This window comes from Palleronia sediminis (genome assembly GCF_004358695.1).
GTDB lineage: Bacteria > Pseudomonadota > Alphaproteobacteria > Rhodobacterales > Rhodobacteraceae > Palleronia > Palleronia sediminis.
On sequence record NZ_SNAA01000011.1, the window covers coordinates 1 to 13,860 of the forward strand.

At 66.0% G+C, this 13,860-nt stretch carries 16 protein-coding genes and 2 pseudogenes; 12 read left to right on the top strand and 6 right to left on the bottom strand.

What is annotated here, in order from left to right:
• From E2L08_RS10480 to E2L08_RS17265, 7 genes and pseudogenes are all read left to right on the top strand, one after another.
• Positions 1-105: pseudogene (locus E2L08_RS10480) on the top strand (IS5/IS1182 family transposase); the annotation flags it as partial.
• A 204-nt stretch (positions 106-309) separates the two neighbouring features.
• Positions 310-579, top strand: a complete 270-nt coding sequence (gene rpsO, locus E2L08_RS10485; protein ID WP_133397034.1) for a 30S ribosomal protein S15 — start codon at positions 310-312, stop codon at positions 577-579.
• Between the two features lie 251 nt (positions 580-830).
• A complete protein-coding gene (pnp, locus tag E2L08_RS10490; protein ID WP_133397035.1) occupies positions 831-2,963 on the top strand; it encodes a polyribonucleotide nucleotidyltransferase in 2,133 nt (710 codons plus the stop codon).
• A 173-nt stretch (positions 2,964-3,136) separates the two neighbouring features.
• Positions 3,137-3,703 (top strand): L,D-transpeptidase, encoded by a 567-nt coding sequence (locus tag E2L08_RS10495; RefSeq protein WP_133397036.1) that lies wholly within the window; start codon positions 3,137-3,139, stop codon positions 3,701-3,703.
• A gap of 95 nt (positions 3,704-3,798) precedes the next feature.
• Positions 3,799-5,235 (top strand): cytochrome ubiquinol oxidase subunit I, encoded by a 1,437-nt coding sequence (locus E2L08_RS10500; RefSeq protein ID WP_133397037.1) that lies wholly within the window; start codon positions 3,799-3,801, stop codon positions 5,233-5,235.
• A gap of 12 nt (positions 5,236-5,247) precedes the next feature.
• Positions 5,248-6,267, top strand: coding sequence for a cytochrome d ubiquinol oxidase subunit II (cydB, locus tag E2L08_RS10505; protein ID WP_133397038.1), 1,020 nt, complete (start codon positions 5,248-5,250; stop codon positions 6,265-6,267).
• Positions 6,267-6,311: pseudogene (locus E2L08_RS17265) on the top strand (hypothetical protein); the annotation flags it as partial. The gene cydB and the pseudogene E2L08_RS17265, both read left to right, overlap by 1 nt.
• On the opposite strand, the gene E2L08_RS10515 reads toward E2L08_RS17265, so the two are convergent.
• The 4 genes from E2L08_RS10515 to msrC form a co-directional block, all read right to left on the bottom strand.
• Positions 6,307-7,227, bottom strand: a complete 921-nt coding sequence (locus E2L08_RS10515) for a DMT family transporter (protein ID WP_133397040.1) — start codon at positions 7,225-7,227, stop codon at positions 6,307-6,309. The pseudogene E2L08_RS17265 and the gene E2L08_RS10515 overlap by 5 nt on opposite strands.
• A gap of 72 nt (positions 7,228-7,299) precedes the next feature.
• Entirely contained in the window at positions 7,300-7,956 is a 657-nt protein-coding gene (locus tag E2L08_RS10520) for a peroxiredoxin (protein ID WP_133397041.1), read from the bottom strand.
• A 176-nt stretch (positions 7,957-8,132) separates the two neighbouring features.
• Positions 8,133-8,822, bottom strand: a complete 690-nt coding sequence (locus E2L08_RS10525) for a pseudouridine synthase (RefSeq protein ID WP_133397042.1) — start codon at positions 8,820-8,822, stop codon at positions 8,133-8,135.
• A complete protein-coding gene (msrC, locus tag E2L08_RS10530; protein WP_133397043.1) occupies positions 8,800-9,252 on the bottom strand; it encodes a free L-methionine (R)-S-oxide reductase MsrC in 453 nt (150 codons plus the stop codon). The genes E2L08_RS10525 and msrC overlap by 23 nt, the downstream gene beginning before the upstream one ends.
• A gap of 77 nt (positions 9,253-9,329) precedes the next feature.
• Between msrC and E2L08_RS10535 the strand changes: the two genes are divergently transcribed.
• Together E2L08_RS10535 and E2L08_RS17435 are read left to right on the top strand one after the other, a co-directional pair.
• Entirely contained in the window at positions 9,330-9,674 is a 345-nt protein-coding gene (locus E2L08_RS10535) for an STAS domain-containing protein (protein ID WP_133397044.1), read from the top strand.
• Positions 9,664-10,581: an ATP-binding protein gene (locus E2L08_RS17435; RefSeq protein WP_133397045.1), complete on the top strand. Its 918-nt coding sequence runs from the start codon at positions 9,664-9,666 to the stop codon at positions 10,579-10,581. Before E2L08_RS10535 ends, E2L08_RS17435 begins: the two co-directional genes overlap by 11 nt.
• Here E2L08_RS17435 and hspQ read toward each other — a convergent pair.
• On the bottom strand, positions 10,569-10,895 hold the full coding sequence (gene hspQ / locus E2L08_RS10545) for a heat shock protein HspQ (RefSeq protein ID WP_133397046.1): 327 nt from the start codon (positions 10,893-10,895) through the stop codon (positions 10,569-10,571). The two genes, E2L08_RS17435 and hspQ, sit on opposite strands and share 13 nt — an antisense overlap.
• An 86-nt stretch (positions 10,896-10,981) precedes the next feature.
• Between hspQ and E2L08_RS10550 the strand changes: the two genes are divergently transcribed.
• Both E2L08_RS10550 and E2L08_RS10555 read left to right on the top strand, forming a co-directional pair.
• Positions 10,982-11,863 carry an AEC family transporter gene (locus E2L08_RS10550; protein ID WP_133397047.1) on the top strand — a complete coding sequence of 294 codons (882 nt, stop codon included), beginning with the start codon at positions 10,982-10,984 and terminating at the stop codon, positions 11,861-11,863.
• 69 nt (positions 11,864-11,932) lie between these two features.
• Complete coding sequence (locus E2L08_RS10555) at positions 11,933-12,517, top strand: transglycosylase SLT domain-containing protein (RefSeq protein ID WP_133397048.1); 585 nt, start codon at positions 11,933-11,935, stop codon at positions 12,515-12,517.
• A 3-nt stretch (positions 12,518-12,520) separates the two neighbouring features.
• Here E2L08_RS10555 and E2L08_RS10560 read toward each other — a convergent pair whose 3' ends face one another.
• Positions 12,521-13,129 (bottom strand): LolA family protein, encoded by a 609-nt coding sequence (locus tag E2L08_RS10560; protein ID WP_133397049.1) that lies wholly within the window; start codon positions 13,127-13,129, stop codon positions 12,521-12,523.
• A 189-nt stretch (positions 13,130-13,318) separates the two neighbouring features.
• On the opposite strand from E2L08_RS10560, the gene dps reads away from it, so the two are divergent.
• Entirely contained in the window at positions 13,319-13,804 is a 486-nt protein-coding gene (gene dps, locus E2L08_RS10565) for a DNA starvation/stationary phase protection protein Dps (RefSeq protein WP_133397050.1), read from the top strand.
• Positions 13,805-13,860: the final 56 nt, after the last annotated feature.

Genomic DNA, 13,860 nt, shown 5'->3' on the forward strand with positions numbered 1-13,860 from the left:
GGTAGGTTGAAAGACTGGCGTCGCATCGCCACCCGCTACGACAGATGCCCGAAGGTCTTCCTCTCCGCCATCGCCCTCGCCGCAACCGTCATGTTCTGGTTATGAATCCTGACCCTAGCGGCGCCGGATTTCCACGGAGTTCAGATTTTCCGCGCCATTCGAGTCGAAAAGCCCGCAATCCGGGGGCTTTTCATCGCCGCCGCGATGCCGTATCCGCCATCGGTCCGCGACACGCGCGGACGGACGCCCGTGCTGGACGACATCCCGGCCGGAGCGGATTTTCGTCAACCGACAGCAAGGAGACCCACGATGTCGATCACTGCCGAAGCCAAACAGCAGATCATCAGCGATTTCTCGCGCGGGACCGGCGACACCGGTTCGCCCGAGGTGCAGGTCGCGATCCTGACGCACCGGATCAGCAACTTGACCGAGCATTTCAAGACCCACGCCAAGGACAACCATTCGCGCCGCGGCCTTCTCAAGCTGGTGGCCCAGCGCCGCAAGCTGCTCGATTACGTCAAGGCCCGCGACGATGCGCGCTATCGCGACCTGATCCAGCGTCTCGGCATCCGTCGCTGAACCGCGACGACATCGCGACGGCAAGGCCGCCCGGCACCGGGCGGCTTTTTGCGTTTCGCGGGCGCGATGATCCGCCGCCGCGCGATTCGCTTCTCTTGGGATGTGTTTTGCTGTAGGCGCGGCGCATCTGAGACGTGGCGCGCCGGTCCCCTCGCGCCGTGAGAGTATGATGAATGGGGTCGGCGGCAATGCGGCCGCCCTGAAACAGGGCCGGCGGAGAGGGCTCCGCGCGGTCCAGATAGGATACGACGATGTTCAACGTTACGACGAAATCAATCGAATGGGGCGAGGAGACGCTCACCCTCGAGACGGGCAAGGTCGCCCGCCAGGCCGACGGATCGGTGATCGCCACGCTCGGCGATACGCGCGTCATGGCCAACGTGACCTATGCGCGCGAACAGAAGCCCGGCCAGGACTTCTTTCCGCTGACGGTCCACTACCAGGAAAAATACTACGCCGCGGGCAAGATTCCGGGCGGTTTCTTCAAGCGCGAGGCGCGCCCGACCGAGAAGGAGACGCTGACCGCGCGCCTGATCGACCGGCCGATCCGTCCGCTTTTCGTGCCGGGCTTCAAGAACGAAGTGCTGGTGATGTGCACCGTGCTGAGCCACGACCTCGTCAACGACCCCGACATGGTGGCGATGATCGCCGCCTCGGCCGCGCTGACGATCTCGGGCGTGCCCTTCATGGGGCCGATCGCGGGTTGCCGCGTGGGCTACGAGGGCGGCGAATACGTGCTGAACCCGACCATCGACGACATGGCCAAGCTGCGGAACAACCCCGACCAGCGGCTCGATCTCGTGGTCGCGGGCACCAAGGACGCCGTGATGATGGTCGAGTCCGAGGCCTACGAGCTGACCGAGGACGAGATGCTGGGCGCCGTGACCTTTGCCCACAAGCACATCCAGCCGGTGATCGACCTGATCGTGGACCTCGCCGAGGAAGCCGCGAAGGAGCCCTTCGATTTCACGCCGCCGGATTACTCGGCGCTGTATGACGCGGTGAAATCGGCCGGCGAGCAGAAGATGCGCGCCGCCTTCGCGATCACCGACAAGCAGGAGCGGACGGCCGCCATCGCCAAGGCGCGCGCCGATATACGCGACGCGCTGAGCGAGGAGCAACTGGCCGACAGCAACCTCGGCTCGGCCTTCAAGAAGCTCGAGTCGTCGATCCTGCGCGGCGACGTGGTCAAGGGCGGCAAGCGGATCGACGGTCGCGCGACCGACGAGGTCCGCGCGATCAGTGCCGAGACCGGGTTCCTGCCCCGCACGCATGGCTCGGCGCTGTTCACGCGCGGCGAAACGCAGAGCCTAGTCGTCACCACGCTGGGCACCGGCGATGACGAGCAGATGATCGACGCGCTCGAGGGCACCTACAAGTCGAACTTCCTGCTCCACTACAACTTCCCGCCCTATTCGGTCGGCGAAGCGGGGCGCGTCGGCCCTCCGGGTCGGCGCGAGATCGGCCACGGCAAGCTGGCGTGGCGCGCGCTTCAGGCGGTTCTGCCGGCGGCGACGGATTTCCCCTATACCATCCGCGTCGTGTCCGAGATCACCGAGTCGAACGGATCGAGCTCGATGGCGTCGGTCTGCGGCGGTTCGCTGTCGATGATGGATGCCGGCGTGCCGCTGAAATCGCCGGTGGCGGGCGTCGCGATGGGCCTCATCCTCGAGGATGACGGCGATTATGCTATCCTGACCGACATTCTCGGCGACGAGGATCACCTCGGCGACATGGATTTCAAGGTCGCTGGCACCGAGAACGGCATCACGTCGCTGCAGATGGATATCAAGGTCGCGGGGATCACCCCCGAGATCATGGAAAAGGCTCTGGCGCAGGCCAAGGCCGGCCGCCTGCACATCCTGGGTGAGATGAACAAGGCCCTGTCCGAGACGTCGGAGTTCAGCGCCTACGCCCCGCGGATCGAGACGATGCAGATCCCCACCGACAAGATCCGCGAAGTGATCGGCACCGGTGGCAAGGTGATCCGCGAGATCGTCGAGGTGTCGGGCGCCAAGGTCGACGTGAACGATGACGGCGTCATCAAGATCGCCTCGGCCAATGGCGACGCCATCAAGAAGGCCTGGGACATGATCCATTCGATCGTGGCCGAGCCCGAGGAAGGCAAGATCTACAAGGGCACCGTCGTCAAGATCGTCGATTTCGGCGCCTTCGTGAACTTCTTCGGCAAGCGCGACGGGCTGGTGCATGTCAGCCAGATCGAGAACCGCCGCCTGAACCATCCTTCTGACGCCCTGAAGGAAGGCCAGGAGGTCTGGGTCAAGCTGCTGGGCTTCGACGATCGCGGCAAGGTCCGCCTGTCGATGAAGATGATCGACCAGCAAACCGGCGAGCTTGCGGCCGAGGAAACCGCCGAAAGCTGATCGTCTTTCCGGGGTCCGCGACATGCGGGCCCCGGCACGGCCCGCAGCGATGCAAGGCTGCCGCCATGTTTCACATATTCGTCAAAAATCGATTCTCGTTGAACAATTCTATGGCGAATCGCGCTAATGCCCTGAGTAACGGATATGATTCGATGTGGGGAGATGCCTAGACAATGAACCGACGTGACTTCATCGCGGCTGGGGCCGCTGCCTTCGGGGCCTCCCTCCTGGGTGGACCGGCTTTCGCGCAATCGCTCCCGCCGCGTCTTCAACCGGCCTTCGTGAGCCTGCGCGCACCGCTGCCCGCAGGTGAGATTCACGTTTTTCCCGACCATTTCCAGCTCTTCTGGACGATGCCCGACAACAAGGCATGGCGCTACGGTATCCGCGTCGGCCGGGCCGGGCTCTACGAGCCGGGCGACTACTACATCGGCGCCAAGAAGGAATGGCCGTCCTGGACGCCGACGCCCGACATGATCCGGCGCGAGCCCGAGAAATACGCCCGTCACAAGAACGGGATGCCGGGTGGCCCGAACAACCCGCTGGGCGCCCGCGCGCTCTACCTCTTCGAAGAAGGGCGCGGCGACACGTTCCTGCGGATTCACGGAACGCCGGACGTGAACACCATCGGTCGCGCCGTGTCGAACGGCTGCGCCGGCCTGACGAACGAGCATATCAAGATGCTCTACGAGCAGGTTCCCATGAACGCGCGCACGGTGCTCTACCCCAAGATGGTCTGACCGGACCTCTCTGCGACGAGACGTGACAACCCGCCAAGGTGGAAACCCTGGCGGGTCGTTATACTTAAGCGGTAGCCCGCTGAACGAGGTTGCCCATGGATACGTTTCTCGGTCTCGATGCGCTGATGCTGGCCCGGATACAGTTCGGGTTCACCATTGCCTTCCACTTCCTGTTTCCCGCCTTCACCATCGGGCTCGCCAGCTACCTGGCCGTCCTGAACGGGATGTTCCTGTGGACCAAGGACGAAGCCTATCTGCGCCTGTTCAAGTACTGGGTTAAGATCTTTGCGATCACCTTTGCCATGGGGGTCGTGTCGGGGCTGGTCATGTCCTACCAGTTCGGCACCAACTGGTCGGTTCTGTCCGACCGCGCGGGGCCGATCATCGGGCCGCTCATGGCCTACGAGGTGCTCACCGCCTTTTTCCTCGAGGCCGGGTTCCTCGGGATCATGCTGTTCGGGCGTGAAAAGGTCGGCCCGACGCTGCACATGACGGCCACGCTCCTCGTCGCGGCGGGCACCGCGATCTCGGCGACGTGGATCATCAGCGTCAACAGCTGGATGCACACCCCCACGGGCTTTGTCATGGGCGAGAACGGGCAGTTCCTGCCGGACGACTGGTGGGCGATCGTGTTCAACCCGTCCTTTCCCTATCGCCTCGCCCATACGCTGACGGCGGCCTACCTGACGACGGCCTTCATCGTCGGCGGCGTCGGGGCCTGGCACCTGCTGCGGCGGCGCGGCGACAATGCCGGCGTGCGCACGATGTTCTCGATGGCGATGTGGATGGCCACCGTGGTGGCCCCGTTGCAGGTCGTGCTGGGACATGAGCAGGGGCTGAACACCTACGAATACCAGCCGACCAAGGTTCTCGCGATGGAGGGCCATTTCGAAAGCTACGACGACGGCATCCCGCTGATCCTGTTCGGCATCCCCGACCAGGAAGCGCAGGAGCTGCGTTATGGCATCTCGATCCCCAGAGTCGGGGGGCCGATCCTCGGCAAGGGGTGGAACGGGTCGATGGACGGGCTCGAGACCGTGCCGCGGGCCGAACAGCCGCCCGTCGCCATGGTGTTCTGGTCCTTCCGCATCATGGTGGGGATCGGCGTGCTGATGGTCGCCGTGGGCGCATGGTCGCTGATCTCGCGTTTCCGCCGAAACCTTTACACGAGCCGCTGGTTACATCGGGCCGTGTTCGTGATGGCGCCGTCGGGGTTGGTCGCGGTCATCGCGGGTTGGATCACGACCGAGGTCGGGCGCCAGCCCTATGTCGTCTACGGAGAGTTGCTGACCGCCGACGCGGTCTCGCCCATCGGGGCCAGCGCGGTGGGCTCGTCGTTGATCGCCTTCATCGTGATCTATTTCGCGGTGTTCGGCGCGGGCATCCTTTACCTGCTCAAGCTGATGGCCAAGCCGCCAGAAAAGGGTCAGCGCGGCGTCGGCGAAGAGCCGGGGCCGATCCGCTCGGCGGGCATCATGCCGGCGCAAAAGCTGCCGCGCAGCGATCCGAACAAGCCGCATCCGGCCGAATGAGGGGGGCGACCCATGGACATCAGCTTTGACTTGACCGTGGCCTGGGCGATCCTGCTGGCCGTCGCCGTCTATATCTATGTCGTGCTCGACGGGTTCGACCTCGGCATCGGGATCCTCTACCCGGTCTTTCCCCACAAACGCGACCGCGACCTGATGATGAACACGGTCGCGCCGGTCTGGGACGGCAACGAGACATGGCTGATCCTCGGCGGCGGTGGGCTCTTCGCGGCGTTTCCCATGGCCTACGCCATCATCATGCCCGCGCTCTATCCGCCGATCATCGCGATGCTGTTGGCGCTGGTCTTTCGCGGCGTCGCGTTCGAGTTCCGCTGGCGGGCCGAAGGTCCGCGCACGCGCCTGTTCTGGGACTGGGCCTTTATCGGAGGCTCGACCGTCGCCGCCTTTTCCCAAGGCATCGTCCTCGGCGCCCTATTGCAGGGGATCGAGGTCGACGGCCGCGCCTATGGCGGCGGGTGGTGGGACTGGTTGACCTCCTTCTCGGTGGTCTGCGGTCTGGCCGTGGTCTGCGGCTACGGGCTGCTCGGGGCCTGCTGGCTCAACTGGCGGCTCGAGGGCGACATACAGGACAAGGCGCGCCGCATCGCGCGCATCCTGGGGTTCGGCACGGTCGCGTTCATCGGGATCGTCTCGATCTGGACCCCCTTTCTGGAGGCAGCCTATTTCGACCGCTGGTTCGGCTGGCCCCAGATCCTGCAGGTCTCGCCCATCCCGCTGCTGGTGCTGGGCTTCATCGCCCTGCTCGGGCGCGAGCTTTATAACGAGCGGAACGACTACATGCCGTTTGTCCTGACGCTCGGGCTGTTCGGGCTGTGCTTTCTCGGGCTCGGGGTCTGCATGTGGCCCTATGTCATCCCCACCAGCGTCACGCTCTGGGATGCGGCAAGCCCCTTCAAGAGTCAGCTCTTCATGTTCGTGGGCGCCATCGTGCTGCTGCCCATGATCCTGGGCTATACCGCCTATGCCTACTGGGTGTTCCGCGGCAAGATCGACCACAGTTCGGGCTATCATTGATGCTGCGAAAGCTGGCGTGGTTCGTCGCGATCTGGGTGCTCAGCGTGGCGGCGCTGGGGGTGGTGGGCTGGATTCTGCGATCGGTGCTTCTCTGACGCGGCGGCGGTGGCGCAGGTAGACGGCCAGCGCCGCCACCACGATGCCGCCCCCCACCAGTTCGGGGCCGGTCATCGCCTCGCCCAGAAACCCCCACACCAGAATCGGCCCCAGCGCCGTCTCGAGCAGCAGCAAGAGGCTTACATTCGCCGAGGGCGTATGCCGCGACGCGACCGACAGCAGCACGAAGGACGCGGGCAGGATCAGCACCCCGCAGACCCATATCGCCGGAAGCACCCCGCCCGTCTGCGTCATCGGCCCGGCGACGGCCCATCCGACCGCGCCAAAGACCGCGGCCCCCGCGCCGACCGTCAGCGGCACCGGCAAGGCGGGCCGCGCGCGGTAGATGGTAAAGCTGCCCGCCATGGCCACGGCGACGGCCAGCCCGCAAAGCGCGCCGATAAGCGGCTGGCTGCCGCCCGCCCCGTGGCCGCCCTCGGCGGAAAAGACGGAAAGGCCGATCCCCGCCAGCACGACCGCCGAGGTGATCGCCGTCGCCCGCCCCACCCTGTCGCCCAGCACCAGCGCGCCCAGGGCCGCCGACCAGATCGGCACAGTGGCCAGCGCGAAAAGCACCACCGACACGGGCGCCACGGCGATGCCATAGGCAAAGGCCATGCCGTTGAAGCCCTGGCAGGCGGCGGCACCCAACCCTGCCGGAGTAATGAGGCACCGTAGATCGCCGCCCCGGTCGCGTGTCGTCGCGGCCCAGAACAGGATCAGCGTCGCGGCCATGAGCGATCCGCGCCAGCCCATCATCTGGGCGGCGTCGAGCCCCGAGAGGCGCATGAACAGGGTGTCGGGCGACAGCACCAGCGCCCCGGTCAGGGCAAGGGCGATGCCGCGAAAGCTATCGGGCCGCATGGATCAGCCCATAGACGAACGCCGCCCCTCGGGTAAGGGGCGGCGCAAGCGGCTGGGCGGTTTCGCGAGGGATCAGCGAGGCTGCCGCGTCGTCCGCAGATAAGGCAGCTTTTTCTCGAAATCGCCGAATTTCTCGCGCGCCTCGTCGTCGCTGACCGACGCGGTGATGATGACGTCGTCGCCATCCTGCCAGTCGGCCGGGGTGGCCACCTTGTGCCTGGCGGTCATCTGGATCGAATCGAGCGCGCGCAGGATCTCGGCAAAGTTGCGGCCCGTGGTCATCGGATAGGTCAGGCTGAGCTTCACCTTCTTGTCCGGCCCGATGATGAAGACCGTCCGCACGGTCGCGTTATCCGCCGGGGTCCGGCCCGAGGCGTCGCCATCGGCCTCGGCCGGCAGCATGTCATAAAGCTTGGCGACCTTCATGTCGGGGTCGCCGATCATGGGATAGCGGACCTCGTTGCCGGTATAGCTGGCGATGTCGGATTTCCACCTGTGGTGATCCTCGACCGGATCGACCGAGATCCCGAGGATCTTGGCGTTCCGCTTGGCGAACTCTTCCTCCATGCCGGCCATGCGGCCGAGCTCGGTCGTGCAGACCGGGGTGAAATCCTTGGGATGCGAGAACAGGATCGCGTAGCCATCCCCGATCCACTCGTGAAACGAGATCGGCCCGTCGGTCGAATCGGCGGTGAAATCGGGGGCGGTATCGTTGATGCGCAGGGCCATCGGGATCTCCTTGGACTGGTCGGTTGCGCTAGATATGGCGCGCGCCGCGCGGAACGCAAAGCGGGATCGGGGCGGAAAGGGCCGCGCGTCCCGTTGAACGCCACGGCGCGCGACACCTGTTCCGCATCATCCATCGGGGGCGGGACCGATATCGCCGGGATCTTGCCGCCCGAGGATCAGGCGTCGCGCGGCTCCTCGACCGCGGGCACGAAACCCGAGGGCGCCCGGAACGCGATCCACGCCCCGCCCAGCGGATGACGCAGCGCGAGCGCCGCGGCATGCAGCATGAGCCGCGGACGCCGGCCGAGCGTTTCGGGCGCATAGATCGGATCGCCGAGGATCGGATGGCCCAGCCATTGCAAATGCACCCGCAACTGGTGGGATCGCCCCGTGCGGGGCGACAGGCGCAGAAAGGCGCTGCTTGTCTTGCGCGCAATGACGGCCCACCCGGTCTGCGCCGCGCGGCCCGCGACCGGATCGACCATCTGTCGCGGCCGGTTCGGCCAATCGGCCCGCAGCGGCTGGTCGATCCAGCCCGATGCATCGCGCGGCACGCCCGCCACTTCGGCGATGTAGGTCTTGCGCGGGATGCGTTTCTCGAATTGCAGCCCCAGATGGCGCTGCGCGGCCGCCGTCATGGCAAATACCGCCACGCCCGAGGTGTCGCGATCCAGCCGATGGACGAGCCGCGCCTGGGGAAAAATCGCCTGCACCTGCGACATGAGACATTCGCCCAAGGCCGCATCCCGGCCCGGCACGCTCAGCAATCCCGGCGGCTTGGACACCGCCAAAAGCGCATCGTCGCAATGCAGAATCTGCAGCGGCCCCGCCGGCGGGGCGTAGTCAGCGGGCGGCGAAAGCGGCATCGAGAATCGGCTGCAGACCCCGCACGTCGGCATCGTCGAACGCGTCGGGGCGGTCGCTGTCGATATCGAGAACGGCGATCACCGCGCCCGACGCGTCGCGCACCGGCATCACCAGTTCGGACCGGGTCGAGCTGGCGCAGGCGATATGGCCGGGAAACGCGTCGACATCGGGCACGATCTGCACCTCGCCGCTGCGGGCCGCCTTGCCGCAGACCCCGCGCGAGAACGGGATCGTCAGGCAACCGTGCCCGCCCTGATAGGGTCCGATCTTGAGCAGTTCGGGCGCGACCACGCGGTAGAACCCCGTCCAGTCGAAACGCGGATCGGAATGGTGGATCTCGCAGGCGAGCGTCGCCATGACGGCAACGGCGTCGTCCTCGCCCTCGACAAGGCTCGCGCAGCGCCGCGCGAGATCGGCATAATCGGGCATTTCCGGAAGCTCCCGTTCACGATTGCTTAGGTTGCGGCGGTATAGGGTGATCCCGCTCGATAAGGGAGGTGCGTTTCATGGAAATGACGGCATGGACCGATGCGGGGCGGCTCGTGCTGCGGCCCGAGGTCTCGCGGATCGACGCGGTCGCGGCCGTCGCCTTCAAGGATGCCGTGCGCGACCGCGCGGCCGGTGCGGCCGGGGCGGTCGTGCTCGATCTCGGGGGGGTCGGGTTCATCGACAGCTCGGGGCTCGGGGCGATCGTCAGGGCGATGAAACAACTGGCGCCGGACCGGCAGCTCGAACTCGCCAATCTTCAGCCGCCGGTCGCCAAGGTGTTCGCGCTGACGCGGCTGGACCGTGTGCTGACCATCCATTCAAGACTCGACCGGGTTCGCGACGGCCCCGATCATGCGGCCTGATCCCCGGCGCATCCTCGTCCACTGTCCGCAGCTTGAAACGGCGCGGGTGCGCGATCTGTTGGCCTGCGCCATGACCGGGGTGCGCGGCGCAGGGGCGGAATGTCGCGCCTCGGTCGAACTGGCGCTGGCCGAGGTGGTGAACAACGTGGTCGAACACGGCTATGCCACCACCCGTTGCGGGCCGGTCTGGCTGGGGGCGCGGCAGATGGGCGGCGATCTGCGCGTCGTGATCGCGGACCGGGGCCGGGCCTTTGCGCCCCCCGATGGCGGCCTGCCGCGGCAGATGCTGCGCGACGCCCCGCTGGCCGAACTGCCCGAGGGCGGGTTCGGCTGGTTCCTGATCCGCACCCTCGCGCGCGAGGTCCGCGTCGCCCGGCGCGGCGGGCTGAACGTGACGTCGCTGCGTTTCGTGCTGCGTGCCGACGGCCCAAAGGGCCGGATCGTGCCGCGCCGGGTCTTGCCTTCGCGGCGGTTACGCCCAACCCTGCGCGAAAGCCGAAAGGAGGCCGTCATGCCCATCACCCCGGTCAGCACGCTCGTCGCCCGCGCCAAGGCCCGGATCGACACCCTGCCGCCCGAACGGGTCCGCGACATGCTCGACCGGGACGAGGCGATGCTGGTCGATATCCGCGACGTGCGCGAGCTGTCGCGCGAGGGGCGCATCGACGGCGCGGTTCACGCGCCCCGCGGGATGCTTGAGTTCTGGATCGACCCCGAAAGCCCCTATCACAAGCCGGTTTTCGCGACCGACAAGACGCTGGTCCTGTTTTGCGCGGCCGCCATGCGCTCGGCTTTGGCGGTGGCGACGCTCAGGGATATGGGCCTGTCGAACGTGGCCGAGATGGAGGGGGGATTCGCCGGCTGGAAAGACGCCGGTTTCCCGGTCGTTCAGGATCAGTTGAGCTGAAACTGCGGCGTGTAGGCGCCATCCTCGAGCTCGCCGAAGAAGTCTTCGAGGTCGGGATGCGCGACAGGCTCGCCCGAATAATCCGCCTCGAGATTCTGTTCGGACACATAGGCCACGTAGTAGCTTTGCGAGTTCTCGGCGAGCAGGTGGTAATAGGGCTGGTCGCGGGCCGGGCGCGCCTCTTCGGGGATCGATTCGTACCATTCCTCGGTGTTGGAAAAGGTTGCGTCCACGTCGAAGATGACGCCGCGAAAGGGATGCTTGCGGTGCCGGACAACCTGGCCGAGATGATACCGGGCGCGTGTTTTCAGCATGAAAGGTCCTCTCGCCAACCCTTTCAGCAATAAGGCCGTCGCGTGGCGTTGTCCATGGATCCGCCCGAAATCGAAGGAAACACTCTGTGAATCTCGTCACGACGGTGCTGAACGTGACCGCGCCCGTCTTTCTGCTCGCATCCATCGGATTCGTCTGGGTGCGCCGCGGCCTGCCCTACGATGTCGGCTTCGTGACGCGTCTGGCGATGACGCTCGGGGTGCCCTGCCTGATCTTCACCGCGCTCATGCGGACCGAGATCGCGCCCGCGGCGCTGACGGCCGTGTCGCTCGCCGCGCTCGCGGCCTATGGCGCGGTCACGCTGCTGATGGCCGGGCTGGTCTGGGCCGCCGGGCTCGAGCTGCGCACCTATCTCGCGCCGCTGATCTTCGGCAATACCGGGAATCTGGGACTGCCGCTCGCGCTTTTCGCCTTCGGCGACGAAGGCTTGGGCTATGCCGTCGTCATCTTTGCGATCATGGCGATCTACAGCTTTACCGCGGGCATCTGGCTGGTCGCGGGCGGCGGGTCCGTGCTGCGCGTGCTGCGCGAGCCGGTGGTCGCCGCCACGCTGCTGGGGGCGCTGTTCCTGTGGCGGGGCTGGCGGACGCCGGATTTCGTGACGAACACGCTCGACCTGATCGGGCAGCTCGCCATTCCGCTGATGCTCGTCACGCTCGGGGTGGCCATCGCGCGGCTGCAGCCCGAAAGCCTCGGGCGGCCCGCGCTGTTCTCGGCGCTCAAGCTGGCGGGATGCACCGCCGCCGCCGTCGCGACGGGGCGGCTTTTCGCGCTCGAGCCGGTCGCCTTCGCGGTCCTCGTGCTGCAGATTTCGACGCCGGTTGCGGTCACGAGCTACCTGATCGCCGCGAAATACGGCGCGGATGCCGACGCCGTGGCGGGGCTCGTCGTCCTGTCAACCTTGATGAGCGTTGTAACCCTGCCGCTCACACTCGCCTTCCTCATCTGATTTGTTTCGCGAATCTGCCCCGGTCTGCTAACCTGTCCGCAAAAGACGTCAAAAAAGACCGAGGCAGACATGAGCAGAATGATTCGCGCACTGGTCCTTTGCGTGTTCGCCGCCAGTTGTGGCGGAACGGACCGGACGCCCCCCCGCGACCTCGACAATGCCTGTTCCATCGTGGACGAACGGCCGCACCTGCTGCGCGCGATGCGCAAGACCGAGAAACGCTGGGGCGTTCCGGTCGCGGTGCAGATGGCGACGCTGTACCAGGAATCCAAGTTCATCGGGAACGCGCGCACGCCGATGAAATTCGCCCTCGGGGTCATCCCGATGGGACGCCAGTCGTCGGCCTATGGCTACAGCCAGGCGCTGGACGGGACATGGGACGAGTACCGCCAGAAGACCGGCAATTGGCGGGCCAAGCGCGACCGCATCCGCGACGCGTCCGATTTCATGGGCTGGTACATGGACGGCACGTCGCGGTCGCTGGGCATCTCGCGACAGGACGCGCGCAACCAGTACCTTGCCTACCACGAGGGGCGCACGGGCTACCGGCGCGGCAGCTATCGCGAAAAGGACTGGCTGGTGCGGGTCTCGGGCAATGTCGCGACCCGCGCCCAGAAATACCACGCGCAGCTTCTGGCCTGTCGCAAGCTCTAGGCGTCAGCTCCGCGACGAGATCTCGTTCGGAATCGAGAAATACCGCGCCGGGAAACTTCCCCCGGCGCGCAGATCGCCGAGGATGACGGTGGTCTGGCTGCCGCCGTTATCGGTGATGACCCATTGGCGCAGCTGAACGGGATTGTCGGTGAACACCATCTCGATCCGGCCGTATTGGGGGTTCGCCGGGTCCTGCGCGGTGACGATGGTCTTGACGCCGTCCTGCCGGTGCCCCGTGACCATGCCGGCCTGCCCGAGATTCACGTTCGCCTCGAGGATGATCTTGAGCGGAGTGCGCGCCAGCGGATACTGCTCGGGCCGCTTGCTGTTCGATCCGCCGTCAAAGATCGCGACCTGCCCGCCACCGGCCATGACCAGCGTTTCGTCCGGCGCGTTGTAGTCGAAGCGGACCCGGCCGGGCCGCTGGATATAGATCTGCCCGGTCGAGATCGTCCCGTCGGCATTGACCTGCGTGAACTCGGCCTGCGCCGTTTTCATCGCGTTGAGGTATTGCGACAGGCGCGACAGGTCGATGGGCGCGGCGATGGCGGGTGCGGCGGCCACCATGGCGGCGGCGCTGATACCTGCAAGGAAAGTCCTGCGGCTGGGCATGTGATGGCCTCGTTCGTTTGCATCGGGGTCGGTCGATCATCCCGTGATGTAGTCACGATGCGCCGGCCCGCCATCGTCAGGCAATAACACGCCCGCGATATCGCCATGGAACCGGTCGCGCCGGCCTGCATTGGCCTGACAAGCACCCCACCGGGGTCGCGACCTGTTTTCACGTCGAAGGAGCTTACCATGCCCGAAGCATTTGTCGCCGGACTGAACGACAACACCCGTCACAAGATCGTCGATCTGCTGAACGCCCGGCTCGCCGATGTCATTTCGCTGACCCTCGCGGTCAAGCAGGCGCACTGGAACCTCAAGGGCCCCGGCTTCATCGGCGTTCACGAGCTGCTGGACGAGGTCGCCGACCGGCTGCGCGAAAGTTCGGACCTGATGGCCGAACGCGCCGTGATCCTGGGCGGTTTCGCCGATGGCACCGCCGAGGTCGTCGCCGAAAAGACCAAGATGAAGCCTTATCCGCTGAACGAATCCGAGCTTCAGTTCCATGTCGAGGCGCTGCGCGAGCGATTCGTCGATGTGGGCAAGCGCGTGCGCGAGGCGCTCGAGGAAGCCGGCGAGATCGGCGACGACGATACCGAGGACCTGTTCACCGAGGTGTCGCGCCAGATCGACAAGGACGCCTGGTTCATCGGCGCGAACATGCCGCCGAAAGGCTGAACCACCCTTTTGCAACGACAAAGGCCCGGACATCGCGTCCGGGCCTTTTCATTTCG